The sequence below is a fragment of the Quadrisphaera sp. KR29 genome, from assembly GCF_052644995.1.
Genome location: NZ_JBQXXG010000029.1, coordinates 1 through 22,763 on the forward strand (window position 1 = coordinate 1; position 22,763 = coordinate 22,763).

Here is a 22,763-nt window from a genome sequence, read left to right on the forward strand (position 1 = left end):
TGCGCAGCTGGCCGGGTACGGCCCGATCGGTGCCCTGGCGGCGTTGCGGATCGCGGCTGACGGGTTGTGGCGGCGGGTGCTGGCCGACCCGGCCTGTGGTGCGGCGGTGGGGGTGGAGGAGGGTGCGTGGCGCCCGAGCACGGCGCTGGCGCGGTTGGTGGGGCTGCGTTGGGGTGGGTCGGCGATGCCGTCTTCGACCCGGCCGGTGGGCTTCGACCACGGCCCGGCCGGTGGTGGCGGTGGGGGTGGTGGCAGCGGTGGTGGGCAGCTGGACCACGTCGTCCCCTACGGCGGTGCGGATGACGGCGCAGGTGGTGACCGCACGGGGGCACCCGCGGGTGGGCCGACCGAGGCGACCAACCTGCAACTGCTCGCCCAGGTCGAGCACCTGCTCAAGCAGGCCGGTGAGCACGCCCGCCCCGGCCACGGCTGGAGCGTCGCCGTCGACAAGACCGGGACCAGCAGCAGCGGCACCAGTGCCGATGGCACCAGTGACAGCGACACCAGTGACAGCGACACCAGTAGCGGTGGTAGCGACACCGGTGGCGGCGGCACCAGCGACAGCAGTCGCGCCGGCACGAGCGGCAGCGGCACGAGCGTCAGCGCCGGCCGTGACGACCGCGGCGCAGCGCCAGAACCCGCACCGGGCGACGGAGTCGTGTGGACCTCCCCGACCGGGCACACCTACCGGGTGAGCCCGCAGTCGCTGCTCGACCCTGACGACGGCCCACCCTCCGGTCTCGGTCGAGGCGAGCACCCGGACGGTGAGCTGCCCGGATGGGTCCACCGGCTGCTGGCCGACGTGCTCCCCTCCTGGGTGGGATGGCCACCGGACGGCGCGCCAGCCCCCAGCGCCGCAGGTGCTGCGGGTGGGGAGGCGGTCTGGTCCAGGGACTGGGCCCACGCCGTCATGGCCGACACCCCACCGGACCCGGCGTCCACCGGTCCCGTCACCGGTCCTGTCACCGGTGACGTCACACGGACCGGCAGCACCGACGACGACGAGCCGTCCCTCTTCGACGACCTCCCCGCCGCGTGAGCGAGGAGGGCCGGCCGGTCGCCTCACCATCTCGACCGGCCTCCGGCGCGAGGCGGCGGTCATAGGCCTCCGGTCACCGGTGCCGGTCACCGGTGCCGGTCACCGGTCACCGGTGCCGGTCACCCGTGCCGGTCGTCGGGTCCACTTCCCCGTCAGAGGGCGCTGCCTCGGTGCAGACCTGACCGCCGGGCTCTCGCGCCGCTCGTCCCGGCGTCAGGCGCCGGCGGCGGCCTTGAGCGCGGCGGCGCGGTCGGCGACCTCCCAGGTGAAGCCCGGCAGCTCGCGCCCGAAGTGCCCGTACGCCGCGGTCGCCGCGTAGACGGGGCGCAGCAGGTCGAGGTCGCGCACGATGGCCGCGGGCCGCAGGTCGAAGACCTCGCGGATCGCCGTGGTGAGCCGGCCGAGGTCGACGGTCTCGGTGCCGAAGCACTCCACGTACAGGCCCACCGGGTGGGAGGCGCCGATGGCGTAGGCCACCTGCACCTCGCAGCGGCGCGCCAGGCCCGCGGCGACGACGTTCTTGGCGACCCAGCGCATGGCGTAGGCCGCTGACCTGTCGACCTTGGAGGGGTCCTTGCCGGAGAAGGCCCCACCGCCGTGGCGGGCCATGCCGCCGTACGTGTCCACGATGATCTTGCGGCCGGTCAGGCCCGCGTCGCCCATCGGCCCGCCGATCTCGAAGCGGCCGGTGGGGTTGACCAGCAGGCGGTGCCCGGAGGAGTCGAGGTCGACCCCCTCCAGCACCGGCGCGACGACCTCCGAGCGGACCTGCTCGGCCAGCTCGGCCAGGTCGACGCCGGGCGCGTGCTGGGTGGACAGGACCACCGTGTCGAGGGAGACCGCACGGTCCCCGTCGTAGCCGATGGTGACCTGCGTCTTGCCGTCCGGGCGCAGGTGCGGCAGCACGCCGTCCTTGCGCACGGCGGTGAGCCGCTCGGACAGGCGGTGCGCCAGCCAGATCGGCAGCGGCATGAGCTCGGGGGTGTCGTCGCAGGCGTACCCGAACATCAGGCCCTGGTCACCGGCGCCCTGGGCGTCGAGGGGGTCGTCGGAGACGAGCCCGCCCGAGCGCTGCTCCCAGGAGGAGTCCACGCCCTGGGCGATGTCGGTGGACTGCGCCCCGATGGAGACCGAGACGCCGCAGGAGTGGCCGTCGAAGCCCTTCTCGGAGGAGTCGTACCCGATGCCGAGGATGGTGTCGCGCACCACCTGGGGGATCTCGACGTACCCCTTGGTGCGCACCTCCCCGGCGATGTGCACCTGGCCGGTGGTGACCATGGTCTCCACCGCCACGCGGCTGGTCGGATCCTGGTCGAGCATGGCGTCGAGGATGCGGTCGCTGATCTGGTCGCAGATCTTGTCCGGGTGGCCCTCGGTCACCGACTCGGAGGTGAAGAGGCGCAGGTCCGCTGCAGCGGCCATCAGTGGTCTCCTCGCTGGTCTGCTCGTCCACGGGTCAGGCGCATCGCGACAGCGTCCCAGACGGCGTCGGCGACGCTCTCCTTGGGCGCCGGTCCCACGGCCCGCTCCGAGCCGTCGGCCCCGAGGACGACGGCGGTGTTGTCGGGCGTGCCGAAGGCCCGGCCGCCACCGACCTCGTTGACCACGAGCAGGTCGGCGCCCTTGCGCCGGGCCTTGGCGCGACCGTGCTCGAGCACCGAGCCGGTGGCGTCGCCGGTCTCGGCGGCGAAGCCGACCAGCACGGTGCTCGCAGGCAGCCGTCCCTCGCGCCGCGCGGCGACCAGGCCGGCCAGGACGTCGGGGTTGCGGACCAGCTCCACCACGGGCGCGGCGTCGTCGTCGTCGCTCTTCTTGATCTTCGTCTCGGACGGGGCGGCGGGGCGGAAGTCGGCCACCGCCGCGGCCATGACCACCGCGTCGGCGCCCCCGCCCGCGGCGGCCGCGGTGAGGACGGCGTCGCGCAGCTGCAGCGCCGTGCTCACCGGCACCACGTGCGCCCCGGCCGGGTCGGGCACCTCGGTGTGGGCCCGCACGTAGGTGACGCGCGCCCCGCGGGCCAGGGCCCGCGCGGCCAGCGCCGCGCCCTGCCGACCCGAGGAGGCGTTGCCGAGGAAGCGCACCGGGTCGAGCGGCTCGCGCGTGCCGCCCGCCGAGACCACGACGTGGCGACCCGCCAGGTCGCCGGAGGCGACGGGGGCACCGAGGGCGCCGGAGGCCGCGCGGCCCGGGGCGCCGGCGAGCAGCTCCAGGGCGGCGGCGTGGATGCGCTCGGGCTCGGGCAGGCGGCCCGGGCCCGTGTCGGCGCCGGTGAGGCGGCCGCTGTCGGGCTCCAGCACGTGCACGCCGCGCTCGCGCAGCAGCGCGGTGTTGGCCACGACGGCGGGGTGCTGCCACATCTCGGTGTGCATCGCCGGCGCCAGCAGCACCGGGCAGCGGGCGGTGAGCAGCACGTTGGTCAGCAGGTCGTCGGCCAGGCCGTGGGCCGCGCGGCCCAAGAGGTCCGCGGTGGCCGGGGCCACCACCACGAGGTCGGCCTCGCGCCCCAGGCGCACGTGCGGCACCTCGTGGACGTCAGCCCACACGCCGGTGGCCACCGGCTGCCCGGACAGGGCCGCCCACGTCGGCTCCCCGACGAAGCGCAGGGCGGAGGCGGTGGGGACCACGCGCACGGACGCGCCGCCCTCGGTGAACAGGCGCAGCAGCAGCGCCGCCTTGTAGGCGGCGATGCCGCCGCCGACACCGAGGACGACGCGCGGCGCGGTCATCGTGAGGCGCTGACGGGCTGGCTCAGAAGCCGCGCGCGTCGTCCGCGGGGGCCGCGAACGGGTCCGACGGCGCGACGGCGGCGGCCTCGGCGGCCGCCTCCTCCGGGCTGACGGGACGGATGGTCAGCAGGCCCGCGTCGATCTCGCGCAGCGCGACGCTCAGCGGCTTCTCCTGCACGTGGGTCTCCACGAGGGGGCCGACGTACTCCAGCAGGCCCTCGCCCAGCTGGGAGTAGTAGGCGTTGATCTGGCGGGCGCGCTTGGCGGCGTAGATGACCAGCCCGTACTTGGAGCCGTCGGCGGCCTCGAGCAGGTCGTCGATGGGCGGGTTGGTGATGCCCTCGGGGGCAGCGGCGGTGCCGGACACGGGTGTCCTCCCAGATCGGTGGTCTAGCTGCGGGTGCGCTCGGGTCGAGCGGCTCTCCTGGCGGCGCCGCGGGCGATCCCCCGGCGGTGAGGTCACCTGCGGGTGAGCGGACCCAGACCCATCCATGATACGAGCTCGTCAGCGGCCCGGCTGACGTCGTCGTTGACGATGGTGGTGTCGAACTCCCCTTCTGCGGCGAGCTCCACCCGTGCGGTCGAGAGCCGGCGCTCCCGCTCCTCGGGCCCCTCGGTGCCCCGGCCGACCAGGCGGCGCTCGAGCTCGGCCCAGCTGGGCGGGGCCAGGAAGACGAAGTGGGCGTCGGGCATGACGGCCTTGACCTGCCGGGCGCCCTGCAGGTCGATCTCCAGCAGCACCGGCGTGCCGGCCGCGAGCGCCTGCTCCACCGGGCCGCGGGGCGTGCCGTAGCGGTGGCGGCCGTGCACGACGGCCCACTCGAGCATCTGCCCCTGCGCAACCAGGGCGTCGAAGGCGGCCTCGCTGGTGAACAGGTAGTGCACGCCGTCGACCTCGCCGGGCCGCGGGGCCCTGGTGGTCGCCGAGACCGACAGCCACACCTGCGGGTAGCGGGCGCGCACGTCAGCCGCGACCGTGCCCTTGCCGACAGCCGTCGGCCCGGCCAGGACGACCAGCCGCTGGGGCGTCGTCCGGGCCGGGCCGGTGGTCTGCTGCTGGCTCAGCGGCCGAAGCGGTCGATGAGGGCGCTGATCTGGTTGGCGCCCAGACCGCGCACGCGCCGGGTCTCGGAGATGCCGATCTCCTCCATGACCTTCTGGGCGCGGACCTTGCCGACGCCCGGGAGGGCCTCGAGGAGGGCGGAGACCTTCATCTTGCCCACGACGTCGTTCTCCTGGCCCTCGCGGATCACGTCGCCGAGGTCGCCCTGGGAGTGCTTGAGGCGGTTCTTCACCTCGGCGCGCTCACGGCGGGCGGCGGCGGCCTTCTCCAGGGCTGCAGCACGCTGCTCGGGGGTCAGGTTCGGGAGCGGCACTGAGAGTCACCTCTGGATGTCGTCGGGAAAGGGGTCCTGGTCTTCGGTCCTCGTTGCGATCAGCAGCCCCACCGCAGGCGGCTCGGCGCAGACCCTGGTGGGAAACCTAGCCACGTCACCTGGTCAGAGCAACGCCGGGGGTCACGCCGAGTGACGCAGCGCTGCCCGGCAGGCGTCTGCCGACCGTACCGCCGCCTCCCGCAGCGCCACCACCGAGGGTCCTGCCCTCAGCACCTCCCGGCTGGAGGAGGCCAGCACGGCCCGGCGGGCCCCGCCGAACACCCGGGCGAGGTCGTCCGGCCCGGCGCCCTGGGCGCCGATGCCGGGGGCCAGCAGCGGGCCGTGCACCCCGGCGAGGTCCACCGACAGGCGCGCGGCGGCGTCCCCGGTGGTCGCCCCCACGACCAGGCCCACGGGGCCCAGGGCGGCGCCGGCGGCGCGGGCCGCCGCGTTGCGCTCGGCGGCCGCGCGGGCCACGGCCGCCGCCACCGCCTCGCCGCCGCCCCCGCGGGCGTGCTGCACCGAAGCGCCCTCGGGGTTGGAGGTCAGCGCCAGCACGAAGACGCCGCGCCCGGTGCGCTCGGCGAGGTCGAGCAGCGGGTCCAGGGAGCCGAACCCCAGGAAGGGCGAGGCCGTCACCGCGTCGCCGGCCAGCGGGGAGCCCTCCCCCGCGAAGGCGTCGGCGTAGGCGGCCATGGTCGAGCCGATGTCACCGCGCTTGGCGTCCACCACGCACAGCACACCGGCTGCGCGCGCGTCGGCCACCACCTGCTCCAGGACGGCGACGCCGCGGCTGCCGTGCCGCTCGAAGAAGGCCGCCTGCGGCTTGACCGCCGCGCACGCCCCGGCCACGGCCTCGACGACGGCGCGGGAGAAGCGCTCCAGGCCGGTGGCGTCGTCCGGCAGCCCCCAGTCCGCCAGCAGCGCCGGGGAGGGGTCGATGCCCACGCACAGCGGCCCGCGGACCTCCATGGCGGCGGCCAGGCGCACGCCGAAGGGCTCCCGGTCCCGGGGGGTCGTGGTCTGCTCGCTCACCGGGCGGCTCCCCTGGTCGTCCCGCGGCCGGGCTCGTGGGCGATGCCGACGACGTCGGCCAGGCGCGCCACCCCGCGCCGCGCCAGCTCCGCCTCCAGCTCCCGGGCCACGCGCGCCGGCGCGGAGGGGTCGGCGAAGGTGGCCGTGCCCACCTGCACGGCGCAGGCGCCGGCGGCGACGAGCTGCAGGGCGTCGGCGCCGCTGGCCACGCCGCCGGCACCGACCACCGGGACGTCGGGCAGCACGCCGGCGCGCTGGGCCGCGGTGAGCTGCCAGACGCAGCGGACCGCGATCGGCCGGATCGCCGGGCCCGACGTGCCGCCGGTGACCCCGGCCAGCTGAGGGCGCAGCGTGACGGGGTCGACGACCATGCCGAGGGTGGTGTTGATCGCCGTCAGGCCCGTCGCGCCGCCCTCGGTGCACGCCAGCGCGACGGCCACGAGGTCGGTGACGTCGGGGCTGAGCTTGGCCAGCACGGGCAGGTCGGGGCGGGCCGAGGCGCGCACGGCGCCGCTGACGGCCTCGAGCACCGCCCGGGAGGCGCCGGGGTCGCAGGCGAACACCAGGCCCCGGTTCGCGACGTTCGGGCAGGAGATGTTGACCTCGACGGCCCCGACGGGGCTGCCGGGGCCCAGGCCGGCGATGCGCCCGGCGAGCTCCCCGAACTCCTCGGGGTCCCCCCCGGCGATGGAGACCACCACGCGCGCGCCGGCCTCGGCCAGCACGGGCAGGTCGTGGGCCAGGAAGGCGTCGATGCCGGGGCCCTGCAGCCCGATGCTGTTGAGCATCCCCGAGGGCGTCTCGGCCATGCGCGGGGTGGCCCGCCCGGAGCGCGCCTCGCGCAGCACCGACTTGGTGACGACGGCGCCGAGGGCGGCCAGGTCCAGGTAGGGCGCCAGCTCCGCCCCGGCGGCGGCGCAGCCGGACGCGGTCATGGTCGGCGCGGGCAGGCGGAAGGACCCGATGGACGTGGACAGGTCCACGGATGCGACGCCCTGGTCCTCGATCGTCGCGGAGGTGGGGGTGGACACCTCAGTGGCCCCCCGCCCCGCCGACGACGGGAGCGCCGACGGCGTCGTCGGGGACCAGCGCCCCGCCGCGCAGGTGCGGCGCGGCGCCGATGGCGTCCCAGCGCAGCGCGTCACCGTCGAAGACCGGCCCGGCGGTGCAGGCGCGCAGCATCCGCGTGGCGCCGTCGGGCTCCCGCACCGGCAGCACGCAGGTCATGCAGACGCCGACGCCGCAGGCCATGGACTCCTCCACGGCCAGCCACGTGCGCGCGCGCTCCCCCAGCACCTCGCGGGTGGTGGTCTGCACCGAGCGCAGCATGGGCATCGGGCCGCACGCGTAGACGGCGGGGTCCCCGAGCTCGGCGAGCTCGAGCAGCACCTCGGGGAGGGCGTCGGTGACGCGACCGGGCGCGCCCAGCGACCCGTCGTCGGTGGTGACGACCACCGCGTCGGCGATGCCGTCCAGCGCCGTGGCGTCGTCGACGGCGCTCGTGCCCAGCAGCCGGTCGGCGCTGGCCGCGCCCACGATCCCCACCACCCGGCTCCCCGCCGCGGTGAGCACCCGCGCCAGCCACGGCAGCGGGGCCGCGCCGTAGCCGCCGCCGACGACGACGGCGGGGGTCGGCGCAGACCCGGGGGCCGACGAGGGCCCGGGCAGCGGGAACGGGCGTCCCAGCGGCGCGGTGGTGGCGACCGCGTCACCGGGCCGCTTGGCGGCCAGCAGCCGCGTGCCCGGGCCCGCCGCGGCGACGACCACCTCGAGGGTGCCCGCCTCCGGGTCGGCGGCGTGCAGCGACAGCGAGCGGCGCAGGAGCATGCCGGAGTCGCCGGTGCCGCAGGCCACGAACTGGCCCGGCTGCGCGCGCCGCGCGGCCTCGGGGGCGCGCAGCACGAGGTGCGTGTAGGCGCCGACGGGCCGCGCGGAGACGACCTCGGCCGCCTCCTGCACGCCCGCCGGCGCCGTCGTCGTCCCGCTCACCGGCTCACCGGGTGGTCCTGAGGTACTCGGCGTGCTCCTGCAGCGAGCGGACCCGCACCGGCTCCCCCGCCGCGCGGGCGGCGTGGGCGGTGTCGATCGCGGCGGCCGCCGCCGCGAGCTGCTGCACCGTGGTGAAGATCGGCACGTCCATCGCCGCCGTGGCCGCGCGGATCTCGTACCCGTCGGCGCGGGCTCCGGCCGCCGCCGGCGTCTCCCCGGCGCTGGGCGTGTTGACCACGAGGTCGACCTCGCCGGCGAGGATGCGCTCCACCACCGTGAGCTCCCCGTCACCGCCGGTGCCGGCGCTGTGCTTGCGCACCACGGTGCTGCTCACGCCGTTGCGGCGCAGCATCATCGCGGTGCCCTCGGTGGCCAGCACCCGGAAGCCCAGGTCCACCAGGCGCTTGACGGGGAAGAGCACGGCGCGCTTGTCGGGGTCGGCCACGGAGACGAAGACCGTGCCGCTGCGCGGCAGGCCGCCGTAGGCCGCGGCCTGGCTCTTGGCGAAGGCGGAGGGGAAGTCGACGTCGATGCCCATGACCTCCCCGGTCGAGCGCATCTCCGGGCCGAGCAGGCTGTCGACGACGAGCCCCTCGGGGGTGAGGAACCGCTTGAAGGGCAGCACCGCCTCCTTCACGGAGATGGGGCTGTCGGCCGGCAGGTCCCCGCCGTCGCCGGTCGCCGGCAGCAGGCCCTCGGCGCGCAGCTCGGCGATGGTGGCCCCCACCGCGATGCGGGCGGCGGCCTTGGCCAGGGCGACGCCGGTGGCCTTGGCCACGAACGGCACCGTGCGGCTGGCGCGCGGGTTGGCCTCCAGCACGTGCAGGACGTCGGAGGCGAGCGCGAACTGCACGTTGAGCAGGCCGCGCACCCCCACGCCGCGGGCGATGCCCTCGGTGGCCTCGCGCACCCGCGCCAGCACCGAGGAGCCCAGCGTCACCGGCGGCAGCACGCAGGCGGAGTCGCCGGAGTGAACGCCGGCCTCCTCGATGTGCTCCATGACGCCGCCGAGGTAGACGTCGGTGCCGTCGAAGAGGGCGTCGACGTCGATCTCCACGGCGTCGTCGAGGAACCTGTCGACCAGCACGGGGTGGTCCGGGCTGGCCACGGTCGCGCGCCGGACGTACTCCTCCAGGGAGCCCTCGTCGTAGACGATCTGCATGCCGCGCCCGCCGAGGACGTAGCTGGGCCGCACGAGCACCGGGAAGCCGATCTCCTCGGCGACGGCGCGGGCCTGCTCCACCGACGTGGCGGTGCCGAACTGCGGGGCGCGCAGCCCGGCCCGGGCCAGCACCCGGCCGAACTCGCCGCGGTCCTCGGCCAGGTCGATGGCGGCCGGGCTGGTGCCGAGGACGGGGACGCCCTCGGCCTCCAGCTGCGCGGCCAGGCCCAGCGGCGTCTGGCCGCCGAGGGTGGCGATGACGCCGACGAGCTCCCCGGAGGCGGCCTCGGCGTGGAGCACCTCGAGGACGTCCTCCAGGGTGAGGGGCTCGAAGTAGAGGCGGTCGGAGGTGTCGTAGTCGGTGGAGACCGTCTCGGGGTTGCAGTTGACGAGCACGGTCTCGAAGCCGGCCTCGCGCAGCGCCATGACCGCGTGCACGCAGGAGTAGTCGAACTCCACGCCCTGCCCGATGCGGTTGGGGCCCGAGCCGAGCACGACCACCTTGCGGCGCTCGCTGGCGGCGACCTCGCTCTCCCCCTCCGGCGTGCTCTCGTAGGCGGAGTAGTGGTACGGGGTCTGGGCGGCGAACTCCGCCGCGCAGGTGTCGACGGTCTTGAACACCGGCCGCACGCCGAGGCGGTGCCGCAGGGCGCGGACCTCGCGCTCGCCGCCGGGGCCCAGGGCGCGCAGCTGGGCGAGCTGGGCGTCGGAGAACCCGTGCTTCTTGGCCGTGCGCAGCAGCTGCTCGTCCAGCTCGGGAGCGGCGGCGACCTTCGCGGCCACCTCCTCGATGAGGAGCATCTGGTCGAGGAACCAGGGGTCGATCCCCGTGGCCTCGTGGAGGCGCTCGACGGAGGCGCCGCCGCGCAGCGCCTGCTGCACGGCCACGATGCGGCCGTCGGTGGGGGTCTTCGCCCGCTCGACGAGGGCGTCGACCTCCTCGGCCGTGGGGGCCCCGCCGACGCCGCCGTCCCAGGAGAACGTCGCGCCGCGCTGCTCGGTGGAGCGCAGCGCCTTCTGCAGCGCCTCGGGGAAGGACCTGCCGATGGCCATCGCCTCGCCGACGCTCTTCATCGTCGTCGTCAGGGAGGTGTCGGCGGCGGGGAACTTCTCGAAGGCGAAGCGGGGCACCTTGACCACGACGTAGTCGAGCGTGGGCTCGAAGCTGGCCGGGGTCTTGCGGGTGATGTCGTTGGCGACCTCGTCCAGGCTGTACCCGACGGCGAGCTTGGCGGCGATCTTGGCGATGGGGAAGCCCGTCGCCTTGGAGGCCAGGGCCGAGGAGCGCGAGACCCGCGGGTTCATCTCGATGACGATCATGCGGCCGTCGGCCGGGTTGATCGCGAACTGGATGTTGCACCCGCCGGTGTCCACGCCGACCTCGCGGATGACGGCGATGCCGACGTCGCGCATGCGCTGGTACTCGCGGTCGGTGAGGGTCATCGCGGGCGCCACGGTGATCGAGTCACCGGTGTGCACGCCCATGGGGTCGAAGTTCTCGATCGAGCAGACGACGACGACGTTGTCGGCGTGGTCGCGCATGAGCTCGAGCTCGTACTCCTTCCACCCGAGGATCGACTCCTCCAGGAGGACCTCGGTGGTGGGGCTGGCGTGCAGGCCGGCGCTGGCCTTGCGGACCAGGTCGGCCTCGTCGTGGGCGAAGCCGGAGCCGAGGCCGCCCATGGTGAAGGAGGGCCTGATGACGAGCGGGTACCCGAGCTCGGCCGCGACCTCCAGGCACTCCTCGACGGAGTGGGCGGTGCGGCTGCGGGCGCTCTCCCCGCCGCACCGCTCCACCACGCCCTTGAACGCCTGGCGGTCCTCGCCCAGCTGGATGGCGGGGACGTCAGCGCCGATGAGCTCGCAGTCGTACTTCGCGAGCACGCCGCTCTCGTGCAGCGCGATGGCCGCGTTGAGGGCGGTCTGCCCGCCGAGGGTCGCCAGGACCGCGTCGGGGCGCTCCTTGGCGATGATCGCCTCGATGACCTCGGAGGTGATCGGCTCGACGTAGGTGGCGTCGGCGACCTCCGGGTCGGTCATGATCGTGGCCGGGTTGGAGTTGACCAGGACGACCCGCAGGCCCTCCGAGCGCAGCACGCGGCACGCCTGGGTGCCGGAGTAGTCGAACTCGGCGGCCTGGCCGATGACGATCGGGCCGGAGCCGATCACCAGGACGGAGCTGAGGTCTTCGCGGCGCGGCATCAGCGACCGCCCTCCTCGGTGTGCGTCGGGTGGACCGGGTCGGCGGCGCTGCCGCCGGTGGTGGAGCTGGTGGGCTTGGGCGCGTTCAGCAGCGGCGGCAGCGGCGCGCCCGGGTCGGCGACGAGGTCGACGAACCTGTCGAAGAGGTAGTTGGCGTCGTGCGGGCCCGCGGCGGCCTCGGGGTGGTACTGCACCGAGAACGCCGGGCTGCCGGTGACCCGCAGGCCCTCCACCACGCCGTCGTTGAGGCCCACGTGGCTGACCTCCACCCGCCCGAACGGCGTGCTCGTGGAACCCTCCAGCGGGGCGTCCACGGCGAAGCCGTGGTTGTGGGCGGTGACCTCGACGCGCCCGGTGGACCTGTCCAGCACCGGTTGGTTCACGCCGCGGTGGCCGTAGCGCAGCTTGTAGGTGCCCAGCCCCAGCGCGCGGCCCAGCAGCTGGTTGCCGTAGCAGATGCCGAAGAAGGGGATCTCGCGCTCGAGCACCTGCTGCAGCAGCTCCACCTCGTGGGTGGCGGCGCTGGGGTCTCCGGGGCCGTTGGAGAAGAAGACGCCGTCGGGGCTGACGGCGAGGACGTCCTCCAGGGTCGCCATCGCGGGGAGCACGTGGACCTCCGCGCCGCGGCGGGCCAGCTCGCGCGGGGTGTTGGACTTGATGCCGAGGTCGACGGCGGCCACCGTGAGGCGCTTCTCCCCGACGGGCGCCACGACGTAGGCGTCAGGGGTGCTGACCTGGCCCGCGAGGTCGGCGCCGGACATCTGCGCCCCGGTGCGGACGCGCTCGAGCAGCTGCTCGCGCGAGGCGCCCGCGAGCGCCGGGCCCGAGAAGACGCCGACGCGCATGGCGCCGCGCTCGCGCAGGTGGCGGGTCAGGGCCCGGGTGTCGACGCCGGAGATGCCGACGACGCCCTGGGAGGCCAGCTCCTGCGCCAGCTCGCGCCGCGAGCGCCAGCTGGAGGCGCGGCGGGCGGGGTCGCGCACCACGAAGCCGGCCACCCAGATGCGGGAGGACTCGTCGTCCTCGTCGTTCCAGCCGGTGTTGCCGATGTGCGGGGCCGTCATGACCACGACCTGGCGGTGGTAGCTGGGGTCGGTGATCGTCTCCTGGTAGCCGGTCATGGCGGTGCAGAAGACGGCCTCGCCGACGGTCTCGCCGAGGGCGCCGTAGGCCTCGCCGGTGAAGGCGCGACCGTCCTCGAGCAGCAGCAGCGCGCTCATGCGGCGTCCACCCCCGGGCTCGTGCCGCGGGAGCCCATGAGCCCCTCCACGAGGGCGACGAGGCGGCCGGCGTCCTGCTGCGGCTTGGTCCGCACGGCGCTGTCCACCTCCGCCCCGCCTGCTCCACCGAGCCGCCAGGTCACCACGACGAGGTCCTCCTTGCCGAACATCACCTTGCCCGCCTGCCCCCGGGCGCGGGTCACGCGCACGAGGTCAGCCGCGGGGATCGAGAACGAGGCCGCGCCGGGGCGGCGCAGCAGCAGCGCCGGGCCGCCCGCAGGCGCTCCGGCGGGGTCGGCACCCGGGTCGGCACCAGGGACGGCCTCCACCTCCACCAGGCTGCGGGTGCCCAGCCCGTGCGCGGTGACGCGCTCGAAGGGGCGGCCCGAGAGCACGGTGGAGACGTAGGTGCCGGTCACCGTGCGGGCGGCGGCCGCGGTGGGCGCCTCGGCGCTGCCGCCGACCCACTCCGGCCCGGCGCCCGCGGGCAGCGGCGCGGGCGGGGGCAGGGGCGGCGCCGTGGCGCTGCCGGCGGCCTGCTGGGCGGCGCGGCGGCGCCAGGAGCGCAGCATCAGCCACCACACCACCGGCACCAGGGCCAGCAGCACCAGGCCCGCGATCACCTGGTCCACGCGGCGCCCTCCCGCTCGGCGGACGGGCGCGGGGCGGCCAGGGCCCCGTCGAGCACGGTGGGGTGGCCGCCGTAGACGGTGGCGACCACGCGGCCGGGCAGCTCGCGCCCCGCGAAGGGGCTGTTGCGGCCCTTGGTGGCCATCGCGGCGGGGTCGACCGTCCAGCGGGCGGCGGGGTCGACCAGCACGAGGTGCGCGGGGTCTCCCGCGGCCAGCCCGCCGCCCTGCCCGGCCACGCGGCCGATGCGCGCCGGGGTCTGGGACATGACGCGCGCCACGCCGGCCCAGTCGAGGTGGCCGGGCTCCACGAGGGCCTGGACGACCACGGACAGCGCGGTCTCCAGGCCAGTCATCCCCATCGCGGCGGCGGACCACTCGCAGTCCTTGTCCTCCACCGGGTGCGGGGCGTGGTCGGTGGCGACGACGTCGATGGTGCCGTCGGCCACCCCGGCGCGCAGCGCGCGGACGTCGTCGTCGGAGCGCAGCGGCGGGTTGACCTTGTAGACCGGGTCGTAGCCGCTGACCAGCTCCTCGGTCAGGAGCAGGTGGTGGGGGGTGACCTCGGCGGTGACGTCGACGCCGCGCTGCTTGGCCCAGCGCACGATCTCCACCGACCCGGCGGTGGAGACGTGGCAGACGTGCAGCCGGGAGCCGACGTGGCCGGCCAGCAGCACGTCGCGGGCGATGACCGCCTCCTCGGCGACCGCGGGCCAGCCGCGCAGCCCGAGCACGCCGGACAGCGCCGACTCGTTCATCTGCGCGCCCTCGGTGAGGCGCGGCTCCTGGGCGTGCTGGGCGACGACGCCGTCGAAGGCCTTGACGTACTCCAGCGCGCGGCGCATGAGCACCGCGTCGAAGACGCACTTCCCGTCGTCGGAGAACACCCGCACGCCGGCGGCGGAGTCCGCCATGGCGCCGAGCTCGGCCAGGCGCTCGCCCTCCAGCCCGACCGTCACCGCGCCGACGGGGCGCACGTCGCACCAGCCCGCCTGGCGGCCCAGCCTCCACACCTGCTCCACGACGCCGGCGGTGTCGGCGACGGGGGCGGTGTTGGCCATGGCGTGCACGGCGGTGTACCCGCCCAGGGCCGCGGCGCGGGTGCCGGTCTCGACCGTCTCGGCGTCCTCGCGGCCCGGCTCGCGCAGGTGGGTGTGCAGGTCGACGAGGCCGGGCAGGGCGACCAGGCCGCGGGCGTCGAGGGTGCGGGCGCCCTCGGGGGCGGCCAGCGAGCCGGCGGGGCCGACCTCGGCGACCGTCCCGTCGCGCAGGAGCAGGTCGGCGGGCTCGCCGCCGAGGGGGCGCGCGCCCGTGACGAGGGTGGTGTCCATCAGTCCTCTCCTCCGGCCAGCAGCAGGTACAGCGCGGCCATGCGCACCGCCACCCCGTTGGTCACCTGCTCGACCACGCGGCTGCGCGGGCCGTCGGCGGCCTCGGCGGTGATCTCCAGGCCGCGGTTCATGGGGCCGGGGTGCAGCAGCTGGGCGTGCGGTGAGACGGCGGCCAGCCGCGCCATGCGCTCAGCGGTCACCCCGTAGCGCCGGGAGTACTCCCGCGCGGAGGGGAAGTAGGCGGCGTCCATGCGCTCCAGCTGCACGCGCAGCGCCATCACCGCGTCGGGAGGGCCGGCGCCGTCCCCGGAGGTGCCCGCGAGGGCGGCGTCCAGGTCGTAGGAGACCTCGCACGGCCAGGTCTGCACGCCCAGCGGGAGCAGGGTGGGCGGGGCCACCAGCGTGGTGCGGGCCCCCAGGGTGTGCAGCAGGTGCACGTTGGAGCGCGCCACGCGGCTGTGCAGGACGTCGCCGACGACGACGACGCGCCGCCCGGCCAGGTCCGCGCCGCTCGCGGCGCCGGGCCGGCCGCCGCCGACGAGGTGGCGGCGCAGGGTGAAGGCGTCGAGCAGCGCCTGGGTGGGGTGCTCGTGGGTGCCGTCGCCGGCGTTGAGCACCGCCCCGGAGGTCCAGCCCTGCTCGGCCAGGCGGTGCGGGGCGCCGGAGGAGGCGTGGCGCACCACCACGGCGTCGGCGCCCATGGCCTGCAGGGTCAGCGCGGTGTCCTTGAGGCTCTCCCCCTTGGACACGCTGGAGCCCTTGGCGGAGAAGGTGATGACGTCGGCCGAGAGGCGCTTGGCGGCGGTCTCGAAGCTGAGCCGGGTGCGGGTGGAGTCCTCGAAGAAGAGGTTGACCACCGTCCGCCCGCGCAGCGCGGGCAGCTTCTTGATCTCGCGCTGCTGGGTGGCGGCCATCTGCTCGGCCACGTCGAGCAGGCCCACGGCCTCCTGGCGGGTCAGGTCGGCGGCGGAGAGCAGGTGCTTCACGGGGCCCCCTCGATCCGCACCTCGTCCACGCCGTCGGTCTCGACCAGGCGCACGTAGACGCGCTCGGTGGTCGACGTCGGCAGGTTCTTGCCCACGTGGTCGGCGCGGACCGGCAGCTCGCGGTGCCCCCGGTCGACGAGCACGGCCAGGCGCACCGCGCGCGGGCGGCCCAGGTCGGACAGGGCGTCGAGGGCCGCGCGCACCGTGCGCCCGGAGTACAGGACGTCGTCGACGAGGACCACGGTGGTGCCGTCGATGCCGGCCGCGGGCAGCGTGGTCGGCTCCGGCGCGCGGGTGGGGTTCCGGCGCAGGTCGTCGCGGTGCATCGTCACGTCGAGGGAGCCCGTGGCGGCCACCGGGTCGAAGCCGGGCTCGACCTGGGCCAGGCGCTGGGCCAGGCGGCGCGCCAGGTGGGTGCCGCGGCGCGGGACGCCCATGAGCACCAGGCCCTGCGGGCCCTTGTTCCGCTCCAGCAGCTCGTGCGCGATGCGCGTCAGGGCCCGGCCGATCTCGTCGGCGTCCAGGACGGTCGCCGAGCGCCCGGTGGGGGCCGGGGGCGGCTCCGGTGGCCGGGCCGGGGACTCGGTCGGGCCCGTCGGGGAGGGCCCGGGGCGTGCGTCAGCCATGCTCGTGACTCACTGACTCCTTCCCCGCCTCACAGGACGGAGGTTGAAGGACGTCGGATCCAGGTGCGCCCCCGACCGTACTGCACCTGGGCGGCGCCGCCGTCCGGGCCGCTGGCCCGCTGCGCCGGGCGCGGCCGGCGGCGGGCCGCCACCGGTCACCGGGTGAGCTCTGCGACATTGGTGGCGGGAGGCGCCGGGCCGCGGAGGCAGTCGCGGTCAGGTCGCCGGTAGTCACTCTGGGTGAACAGTTACTGCCTGTGACGTCGTAGCGGTTGACCTGGGAGTCACTCCCCGTGACGATCACAGTCAGTAGATGAGCGTGGACGTGAGGGAGAGGGAACGGCATGTCTGAGGAAGGATCGGGGTACGCGAAGGCGCTCGGCAGCCGGCTGCGCGCCATCCGCACCCAGCAGGGCCTGTCCCTGCAGGGCGTGGAGCAGCGCTCGGGCGGGCAGTGGAAGGCCGTGGTGGTCGGCTCCTACGAGCGCGGCGACCGCGCCGTCACCGTCCAGCGCCTCGCGGAGCTGGCGGACTTCTACGGCGTGCCCGTCTCCGCCCTCCTCCCCGACGGCGGCAGCGCAGGTCACAGCGAGCCCCCGCCCAAGCTGGTGCTCGACCTGGAGCGCCTGCAGTCGGTGCCCTCGGAGAAGGCCGGCCCGCTGGCCCGCTACGCGGCGACCATCCAGACCCAGCGCGGGGACTACAACGGCAAGGTCCTCTCGATCCGCTCGGACGACCTGCGCGCCCTCGCCGTGATCTACGACCTCCCGCCGCAGCAGCTGGCCGAGGAGCTCATCAGCTGGGGCGTGCTCGACCCCGACGCGCGCCGCGCGGTCGCCCAGGGCGGCTGAGCCCCCGCACCGCGCCGCCGCTCACCCAGCGGTACGACAGACCCCCGCCCGGGACACCCGGTGCGGGGGTCTTCTCGTCCGTCCTGGTCACCAGCTGTGACGACGCGATGGCCGGCGCGCGCCGGTGGGGCGCCTCAGCGCTCCACGAGGCCCGGCTTGAGCTGCAGCAGCCGGCCCAGCAGGCCGTTGACGAAGGCCGGCGACTCGTCGGTGCTGAGCTCCGAGGCCAGGGACACGGCCTCGGACAGGACGACCTCGTCGGGCACGTCGTCGCACCAGAGCAGCTCGAAGGTCCCGATGCGCAGCAGGTTGCGGTCGACCGAGGGCATCCTGTCCAGCGGCCACCCGTGCGAGTACGTCGTCAGCAGCTCGTCGATGCGCTCGCGGTGGGCCTGCACGCCCTCGACCAGGTCGAGGCTGTACTGCGGGACCGGGACGTGGCCGCTGGCCAGGCGGTCCGCCGCGAGGGCGACGGGGTCGAGCCGGCGCTGCTCGGCCTCGAAGAGCAGGTCGAGGGCGCGCTTGCGGGCCTTGGTGCGGGCTGCCACGTCAGGGGGCGGGCGTCGTCAGCTGACGCGGCCGAGGTAGTCCCCGGTCCGCGTGTCGACCTTGACCTTGGTGCCCGTCTCCAGGAACAGCGGCACCTGGATCTGGTAGCCGGTCTCGACGGTGGCGGGCTTGGTGCCGCCCGTGGAGCGGTCCCCCTGCAGACCGGGCTCGGTGTAGGTGACCTCGAGCACCACCGAGGTGGGCAGCTCGACGTAGAGCGGCGTGCCCTCGTGCACCGCGACGATGACCTCGGCGCTCTCGAGGAGGAAGTTGGCGGCCTCCCCCACGGTCTCCTCGGCCACGGTGATCTGGTCGTAGGTGTCGGAGTCCATGAACACGAAGTCGGTGCCGTCGCGGTACAGGTACTGCATGTCGCGCTTGTCGACCGTGGCGGTGTCGACCTTGGTGCCGGCGTTGAAGGTGCGGTCGACGACCTTGCCCGACAGCACGTTCTTGAGCTTGCTGCGCACGAACGCGCCGCCCTTGCCGGGCTTGACGTGCTGGAACTCGACGACGGACCACAGCTGTCCGTCGAGGTTGAGCACGAGGCCGTTCTTCAGGTCGTTCGTCGATGCCACGTGGGGAGATGTTACCGGCGCGGGGGCGGTGCCCCCGACGCCGGCGATCAGGCGCTGGTGGCGTCGCACCTCACGCGCTGGTGGCGTCGCACCTCACTCGCTGATGGCGGAGTAGGCGGCGGCCATGAGCGACGGGTCCGGGCCCTCCAGCCGGCTGGGCCTGGCGACGTCGTCCAGCACGACGAAGCGCAGCAGGTCACCGCGGGTCTTCTTGTCGCGCTTCATTCCCTCCAGCAGCTGCGGCCAGCGGTCGCCGCGGTAGGTCAGCGGCAGCCCGACGGACCCCAGCACGCTGCGGTGCCGGTCGACGACGGCGTCGTCCAGGCGGCCGGCGAGCCGCGCCAGCTCGGCGACGTAGACCATGCCGATGCTCACCGCGGCGCCGTGGCGCCACTCGTAGCGCTCCACCAGCTCGATGGCGTGGCCCAGGGTGTGCCCGTAGTTGAGGACCTCCCGCAGGCCGGACTCCTTGAGGTCCTGCCCCACGACGTCGGCCTTGACCCGCACCGCGCGCTCGACGAGCTCGCGGATGACGGGGGCCCCGGGGTCGCGGACGGCGGCCGGGTCGGCCTCGATGAGCTCCAGGATCCGCGGGTCGGCGATGAAGCCGCACTTGACGACCTCGGCCATGCCGGCGACGAGGTCGTTGACGGGCAGGGTGCGCAGCGCGGCGAGGTCGCACAGCACGCCCGCGGGCGGGTGGAAGGCGCCGACGAGGTTCTTGCCCTCCTTGGTGTTGATGCCGGTCTTGCCGCCGACGGCGGCGTCGACCATCGCGAGCAGCGTCGTGGGGACCTGCACCACCCTGACCCCGCGCAGCCAGGTGGCGGCCACGAAGCCGGCGAGGTCGGTGACCGCTCCCCCGCCGACCCCGACGACGGCGTCGGTGCGGGTGAAGCCGGCCTGGCCCAGCGCCCCCCAGCAGAAGGCGGCGACCTCGGCGCGCTTGGCGTCCTCCCCGTCGGGGACCTCGGCGAGGTAGGCCTCGTAGCCGGCGGCGGCGAGGTCGTCGCGGACTGCCTCCCCCGTGGCTGCGAGCGCGCGGGGGTGCACGACGAGCACCCGCTGCACCCGCTGCCCCAGCAGGCCGGGCAGCTCCCCGAGCAGGCCGGTGCCGACGACGACGTCGTAGGGCACCTCGCCGGCGACGGTGATCCGGGTCGGCTGCTCGGCCGGCGCCTCGGCGGGCGGGGTCGTGGTGCTCACGGGTGGCGATCCTACGGAGCGGCCCGCCGCCGGGTGGTGGAGCCGGGTCAGGGGACGGTGAGCAGGCGCAGGACCACGTCGGCCACCTGGCGGGGCGTGCGCCCGTCGGTGGGGACGACGTGGTCGGCGACCTCGGCGTAGTGCGCCTCCCGGGCCGCGAGCACCTCCCGCCAGCGCTGCTCGGCGTCACCGGCGAGCACCGGGCGGGTGCTGGTGTCGCCCAGCCGCTCGGCGACGTGCTCCCACGTCGCCGTCAGGAGGACCACCGGGGAGCGCAGCGCGACGAGGTCGGCGCGCGTGCCGGCGTCGAGGACGGCCCCGCCGCCCAGGGACAGCACACCGGGGTGCTCGCGCACCGCGTCGAGGACGGCAGCGCGCTCCAGGGCGCGGAAGGCGGGCTCGCCGTCGTCGGCGAAGACCGCCGCGACCGGGCGCCCGGCCACCGCCTCCACGTCGGCGTCGGTGTCGCGCAGGGTGAGCCCGAGGTCGCGCGCGAGCAGCGCGCCGACGGCGGACTTGCCGGCCCCCATCGGGCCGACGAGCACGACCCGCGGGGCCACGCTCAGGCCGTCGGGGCGGCGGCGCCGGCGGGGGCTCCGGCGCCGGCCGTCGCCTCGCCGGTGCCCTCGGTGCGGCTGCGCAGCAGCTCGGGGATGGCGTCGAGGTAGGCGCGCACGTTGCGGGCGGTCTCCGGGACGGAGTCGCCCCCGAATTTCTCCAGCAGCGCGTCGGCCAGCACCAGCGCGACCATCGCCTCGGCGACGACGCCGGCCGCGGGCACCGCGCAGACGTCCGAGCGCTGGTGGTGGGCCTGCGCGGCCTCGCCGGTGGCGACGTCGACGGTGGCCAGGGCGCGCGGGACGGTGGCGATGGGCTTCATCGCCGCGCGCACCCGCAGCACCTCCCCGGTGGTCATCCCGCCCTCGGTGCCGCCGGCGCGGCCGGTGCGGCGGCGCAGCACCCCGTCGGGACCGGTCTCGATCTCGTCGTGCGCCTGGGAGCCGCGGCGGCGGGCGGTCTCGAAGCCGTCGCCGACCTCCACGCCCTTGATGGCCTGGATGCCCATGAGCGCCTGCGCGAGCCGGCCGTCGATCCGGCGGTCCCAGTGGGTGTGGCTGCCCAGGCCCGGCGGCAGGCCGTAGGCGAGGACCTCCACGACGCCGCCGAGGGTGTCGCCCTCCTTGTGGCAGGCGTCGACCTCCTCGACCATCCGGGCGCTCGTGGCGGGGTGGTGGCAGCGCAGCGGGTCGGCGTCGAGGGCGGCGACGTCGTCGGGCCCGGGCAGCCCGACCTCCGCCCACGCGGCCTCGGGCACCGCGACCGGGCCCAGGGAGACCGTGTGGGAGACCAGGCGGACGCCGGCGGCCTGCTGCAGGAACGCCGCCGCGACGGCCCCGAGGGCCACGCGGGTGGCGGTCTCGCGGGCGCTGGCCCGCTCCAGCACCGGCCGCGCCTCGTCGAAGCCGTGCTTCTGCATTCCGACGAGGTCGGCGTGGCCGGGGCGGGGGCGGGTCAGCGCGGCGTTGCGGCCGGTGGTCTTCAGCAGCGAGGGGTCGACGGGGTCGGCCGCCATCACCGTCGACCACTTGGGCCACTCGGTGTTGCCGATGGTGAGGGCGAAGGGCCCGCCCTGGGTGAGGCCGTGCCGCAGCCCGGCGAGCACGGTCACCTCGTCCTGCTCGAAGGACATCCGCGCACCGCGGCCGTAGCCGAGGCGGCGGCGGGCCAGGGCGGCGACGAGGACGTCGGTGGTCACGGCGACCCCCGAGGGCAGGCCCTCGAGGACGCCGACGAGGGCGGGGCCGTGGGACTCCCCCGCAGTCAGCCAGCGCAGCACGCGGCTGATCCTCCCACGGGCGCTGCGGCGGCCCGCGGCGCGGCCTCAGCCGCAGGCGGTGCGCACGTCGGCGTCCCGGGCGGCCTGGGTGGCCGCCTGGCCCGACGTCACGGGGGTGCCGGCGATGAGCTGGGCGCGCAGCGCCTCGGCCGAGCTGGCGGCGATGTCCAGGCGCGAGGCCAGCCGGGAGTCGCTGGTGAGGGAGACGGCCGTGCGCAGCACCCCGACGGGGGTGCGCAGCGCCAGACCGGTGTCCACCGCGGCCGTCGAGCCGGCGGCGCTGGCGGTGAGCAGCTGCTCGACCTGGTCCATGGGGCCGACCACCGCGCTGCAGATCTGGGCGGTGGTCAGCGACGCGGGCACCGGGGTGGAGGGCGTGCCGCCGGAGGAGCCCTGCTGCCCCGAGCCCTGCCCGCCGCTGGGGGCGCCGCCGACCGAGCCCGTCCCGCCCGGCTGGCCGCCCGTCTGGCCGCCCGTCTGGCCGCCGACCGTCCCGGTGCCCGGGAGGGTGCCCGTGCCCGGGACGGTGCCGGTGGCGCCGTCGGTGCCCGGGACGGTGCCGGTGGTGCCGTCGGTGACCGCCGTCCCGTCACCGGTGCCGGTGGTGCCGGTGGCGCCGGCCCCCACGAGCGCGGCGAAGGGGTCGCGGGCGTTGGGCGCGAAGGCACCGGGGACCGCCGACGGGGAGGCGGTGGGGGTGTCGTCCGCCCCGGTGCCCGCCTGCCCGTCGGGGCCGGGGCCGGAGGGGGGGCTGGTGACGACCGTCCCGGCCGCGTCGGTCCCGACCCCGCCGTCCGTGCTGCCCAGCAGGACGAAGGCGCCGAGGGCACCGGCGACGACGGCGCCCCCGGCCACGGCGACGGCGAGCACCGGGCTCACGCGGCGCGCCCGGCGCGGGGCCGGTGGTGCGTCGCCGTCGGGACCGTCCGGGCCGTCCAGGACGCCGGTGTCGTCGGCGGCGGGGCGCGGGGCGGGCAGCAGGAGGGTGCTCGCCTGCGCAGCGGCCCGGGTGGTGGGGACCAGCGGTGCCGGCGGCGCGGACGGGGTGCCGAAGGGCGCCATCGGTGCCGGGCGCTCGACCGGGTCGAGGGCAGCGGCCGCCTCGTGCAGGCCCCAGCCCAGCACCGGCTCGGCGTCCAGCGCCGCCGTCAGCGGCGCCTCCGCCGCGATCGGCCCGGGGACGGCGCCGAACGGCGAGCTCGGCACGTCACCGAACGGCGAGGGGGACGCCTCGCCGAACGGCGCAGCGGGCACCTCGCCGAACGGCGCAGCGCTCACCTCACCGAAGGGCGAGGCGGGGACGCCGCCGAAGAACGGGGCGGGTGCGGGCTCGGGGGCCGGGCGGGTGGAGAAGACGGGCTCGAAGCCGTCCTCGGCCGCCGGGTCGAACGGGCCGGTGCTCATGGCTGCTCCTCTGCGCC

General features: G+C 75.8%; 21 protein-coding genes and 1 pseudogene. 2 read left to right on the forward strand and 20 right to left on the reverse strand.

The window, feature by feature from the left end; all coding sequences use genetic code 11:
• Window positions 1-1,039: pseudogene (locus tag ACUN9U_RS17605) on the forward strand (hypothetical protein); the annotation flags it as partial.
• Window positions 1,040-1,252: 213 nt separating this feature from the next.
• Here ACUN9U_RS17605 and metK read toward each other — a convergent pair.
• The 14 genes from metK to pyrR all read right to left on the reverse strand — a co-directional run bounded on the left by metK (window position 1,253) and on the right by pyrR (window position 16,321).
• Window positions 1,253-2,461, reverse strand: a complete 1,209-nt coding sequence (metK, locus tag ACUN9U_RS17610; RefSeq protein WP_445486300.1) for a methionine adenosyltransferase — start codon at window positions 2,459-2,461, stop codon at window positions 1,253-1,255.
• Window positions 2,461-3,765: a bifunctional phosphopantothenoylcysteine decarboxylase/phosphopantothenate--cysteine ligase CoaBC gene (gene coaBC, locus ACUN9U_RS17615; RefSeq protein WP_445486301.1), complete on the reverse strand. Its 1,305-nt coding sequence runs from the start codon at window positions 3,763-3,765 to the stop codon at window positions 2,461-2,463. Before coaBC ends, metK begins: the two co-directional genes overlap by 1 nt.
• A 22-nt stretch (window positions 3,766-3,787) precedes the next feature.
• A complete protein-coding gene (gene rpoZ, locus ACUN9U_RS17620; protein ID WP_370591698.1) occupies window positions 3,788-4,132 on the reverse strand; it encodes a DNA-directed RNA polymerase subunit omega in 345 nt (114 codons plus the stop codon).
• 92 nt (window positions 4,133-4,224) lie between these two features.
• Window positions 4,225-4,830 (reverse strand): guanylate kinase, encoded by a 606-nt coding sequence (gene gmk, locus ACUN9U_RS17625; protein ID WP_445486324.1) that lies wholly within the window; start codon window positions 4,828-4,830, stop codon window positions 4,225-4,227.
• Complete coding sequence (gene mihF, locus ACUN9U_RS17630; protein ID WP_109776206.1) at window positions 4,827-5,141, reverse strand: integration host factor, actinobacterial type; 315 nt, start codon at window positions 5,139-5,141, stop codon at window positions 4,827-4,829. The genes gmk and mihF overlap by 4 nt, the downstream gene beginning before the upstream one ends.
• A gap of 141 nt (window positions 5,142-5,282) precedes the next feature.
• A complete protein-coding gene (gene pyrF, locus ACUN9U_RS17635) occupies window positions 5,283-6,113 on the reverse strand; it encodes an orotidine-5'-phosphate decarboxylase (protein ID WP_445486325.1) in 831 nt (276 codons plus the stop codon).
• A 59-nt stretch (window positions 6,114-6,172) separates the two neighbouring features.
• Complete coding sequence (locus ACUN9U_RS17640; protein WP_445486302.1) at window positions 6,173-7,207, reverse strand: dihydroorotate dehydrogenase; 1,035 nt, start codon at window positions 7,205-7,207, stop codon at window positions 6,173-6,175.
• 1 nt (window position 7,208) lies between these two features.
• Window positions 7,209-8,165, reverse strand: coding sequence for a dihydroorotate dehydrogenase electron transfer subunit (locus ACUN9U_RS17645; RefSeq protein WP_445486303.1), 957 nt, complete (start codon window positions 8,163-8,165; stop codon window positions 7,209-7,211).
• 4 nt (window positions 8,166-8,169) lie between these two features.
• Window positions 8,170-11,529: a carbamoyl-phosphate synthase large subunit gene (gene carB, locus ACUN9U_RS17650; RefSeq protein ID WP_445486304.1), complete on the reverse strand. Its 3,360-nt coding sequence runs from the start codon at window positions 11,527-11,529 to the stop codon at window positions 8,170-8,172.
• The gene (carA, locus tag ACUN9U_RS17655) at window positions 11,529-12,749 is read right to left on the reverse strand and encodes a glutamine-hydrolyzing carbamoyl-phosphate synthase small subunit (RefSeq protein ID WP_445486305.1); all 1,221 of its coding nucleotides are present in this window, start codon (window positions 12,747-12,749) and stop codon (window positions 11,529-11,531) included. Before carA ends, carB begins: the two co-directional genes overlap by 1 nt.
• Window positions 12,746-13,381 (reverse strand): PH-like domain-containing protein, encoded by a 636-nt coding sequence (locus ACUN9U_RS17660; protein ID WP_445486306.1) that lies wholly within the window; start codon window positions 13,379-13,381, stop codon window positions 12,746-12,748. Before ACUN9U_RS17660 ends, carA begins: the two co-directional genes overlap by 4 nt.
• Window positions 13,369-14,709 carry a dihydroorotase gene (locus tag ACUN9U_RS17665; RefSeq protein ID WP_445486307.1) on the reverse strand — a complete coding sequence of 447 codons (1,341 nt, stop codon included), beginning with the start codon at window positions 14,707-14,709 and terminating at the stop codon, window positions 13,369-13,371. Before ACUN9U_RS17665 ends, ACUN9U_RS17660 begins: the two co-directional genes overlap by 13 nt.
• Window positions 14,709-15,695: an aspartate carbamoyltransferase catalytic subunit gene (locus ACUN9U_RS17670; protein WP_445486308.1), complete on the reverse strand. Its 987-nt coding sequence runs from the start codon at window positions 15,693-15,695 to the stop codon at window positions 14,709-14,711. Before ACUN9U_RS17670 ends, ACUN9U_RS17665 begins: the two co-directional genes overlap by 1 nt.
• Window positions 15,692-16,321, reverse strand: a complete 630-nt coding sequence (gene pyrR, locus ACUN9U_RS17675) for a bifunctional pyr operon transcriptional regulator/uracil phosphoribosyltransferase PyrR (RefSeq protein ID WP_445486309.1) — start codon at window positions 16,319-16,321, stop codon at window positions 15,692-15,694. The genes ACUN9U_RS17670 and pyrR overlap by 4 nt, the downstream gene beginning before the upstream one ends.
• A 344-nt stretch (window positions 16,322-16,665) precedes the next feature.
• Here pyrR and bldD point away from each other — a divergent pair, with 344 nt between their 5' ends.
• Complete coding sequence (gene bldD, locus ACUN9U_RS17680) at window positions 16,666-17,172, forward strand: transcriptional regulator BldD (protein WP_445486310.1); 507 nt, start codon at window positions 16,666-16,668, stop codon at window positions 17,170-17,172.
• Window positions 17,173-17,306: 134 nt separating this feature from the next.
• On the opposite strand, the gene nusB is transcribed toward bldD, so the two are convergent.
• The 6 genes from nusB to ACUN9U_RS17710 all read right to left on the reverse strand — a co-directional run bounded on the left by nusB (window position 17,307) and on the right by ACUN9U_RS17710 (window position 22,746).
• A complete protein-coding gene (nusB, locus tag ACUN9U_RS17685) occupies window positions 17,307-17,720 on the reverse strand; it encodes a transcription antitermination factor NusB (RefSeq protein ID WP_445486311.1) in 414 nt (137 codons plus the stop codon).
• Between the two features lie 18 nt (window positions 17,721-17,738).
• Window positions 17,739-18,299, reverse strand: coding sequence for an elongation factor P (efp, locus tag ACUN9U_RS17690; RefSeq protein WP_445486312.1), 561 nt, complete (start codon window positions 18,297-18,299; stop codon window positions 17,739-17,741).
• A 93-nt stretch (window positions 18,300-18,392) separates the two neighbouring features.
• Entirely contained in the window at window positions 18,393-19,505 is a 1,113-nt protein-coding gene (gene aroB, locus ACUN9U_RS17695) for a 3-dehydroquinate synthase (RefSeq protein ID WP_445486313.1), read from the reverse strand.
• Between the two features lie 47 nt (window positions 19,506-19,552).
• On the reverse strand, window positions 19,553-20,065 hold the full coding sequence (locus ACUN9U_RS17700) for a shikimate kinase (RefSeq protein ID WP_445486314.1): 513 nt from the start codon (window positions 20,063-20,065) through the stop codon (window positions 19,553-19,555).
• Between the two features lie 2 nt (window positions 20,066-20,067).
• Window positions 20,068-21,342, reverse strand: coding sequence for a chorismate synthase (gene aroC / locus ACUN9U_RS17705; protein WP_445486315.1), 1,275 nt, complete (start codon window positions 21,340-21,342; stop codon window positions 20,068-20,070).
• Window positions 21,343-21,387: 45 nt separating this feature from the next.
• Window positions 21,388-22,746 (reverse strand): hypothetical protein, encoded by a 1,359-nt coding sequence (locus tag ACUN9U_RS17710; RefSeq protein ID WP_445486316.1) that lies wholly within the window; start codon window positions 22,744-22,746, stop codon window positions 21,388-21,390.
• Window positions 22,747-22,763: the final 17 nt, after the last annotated feature.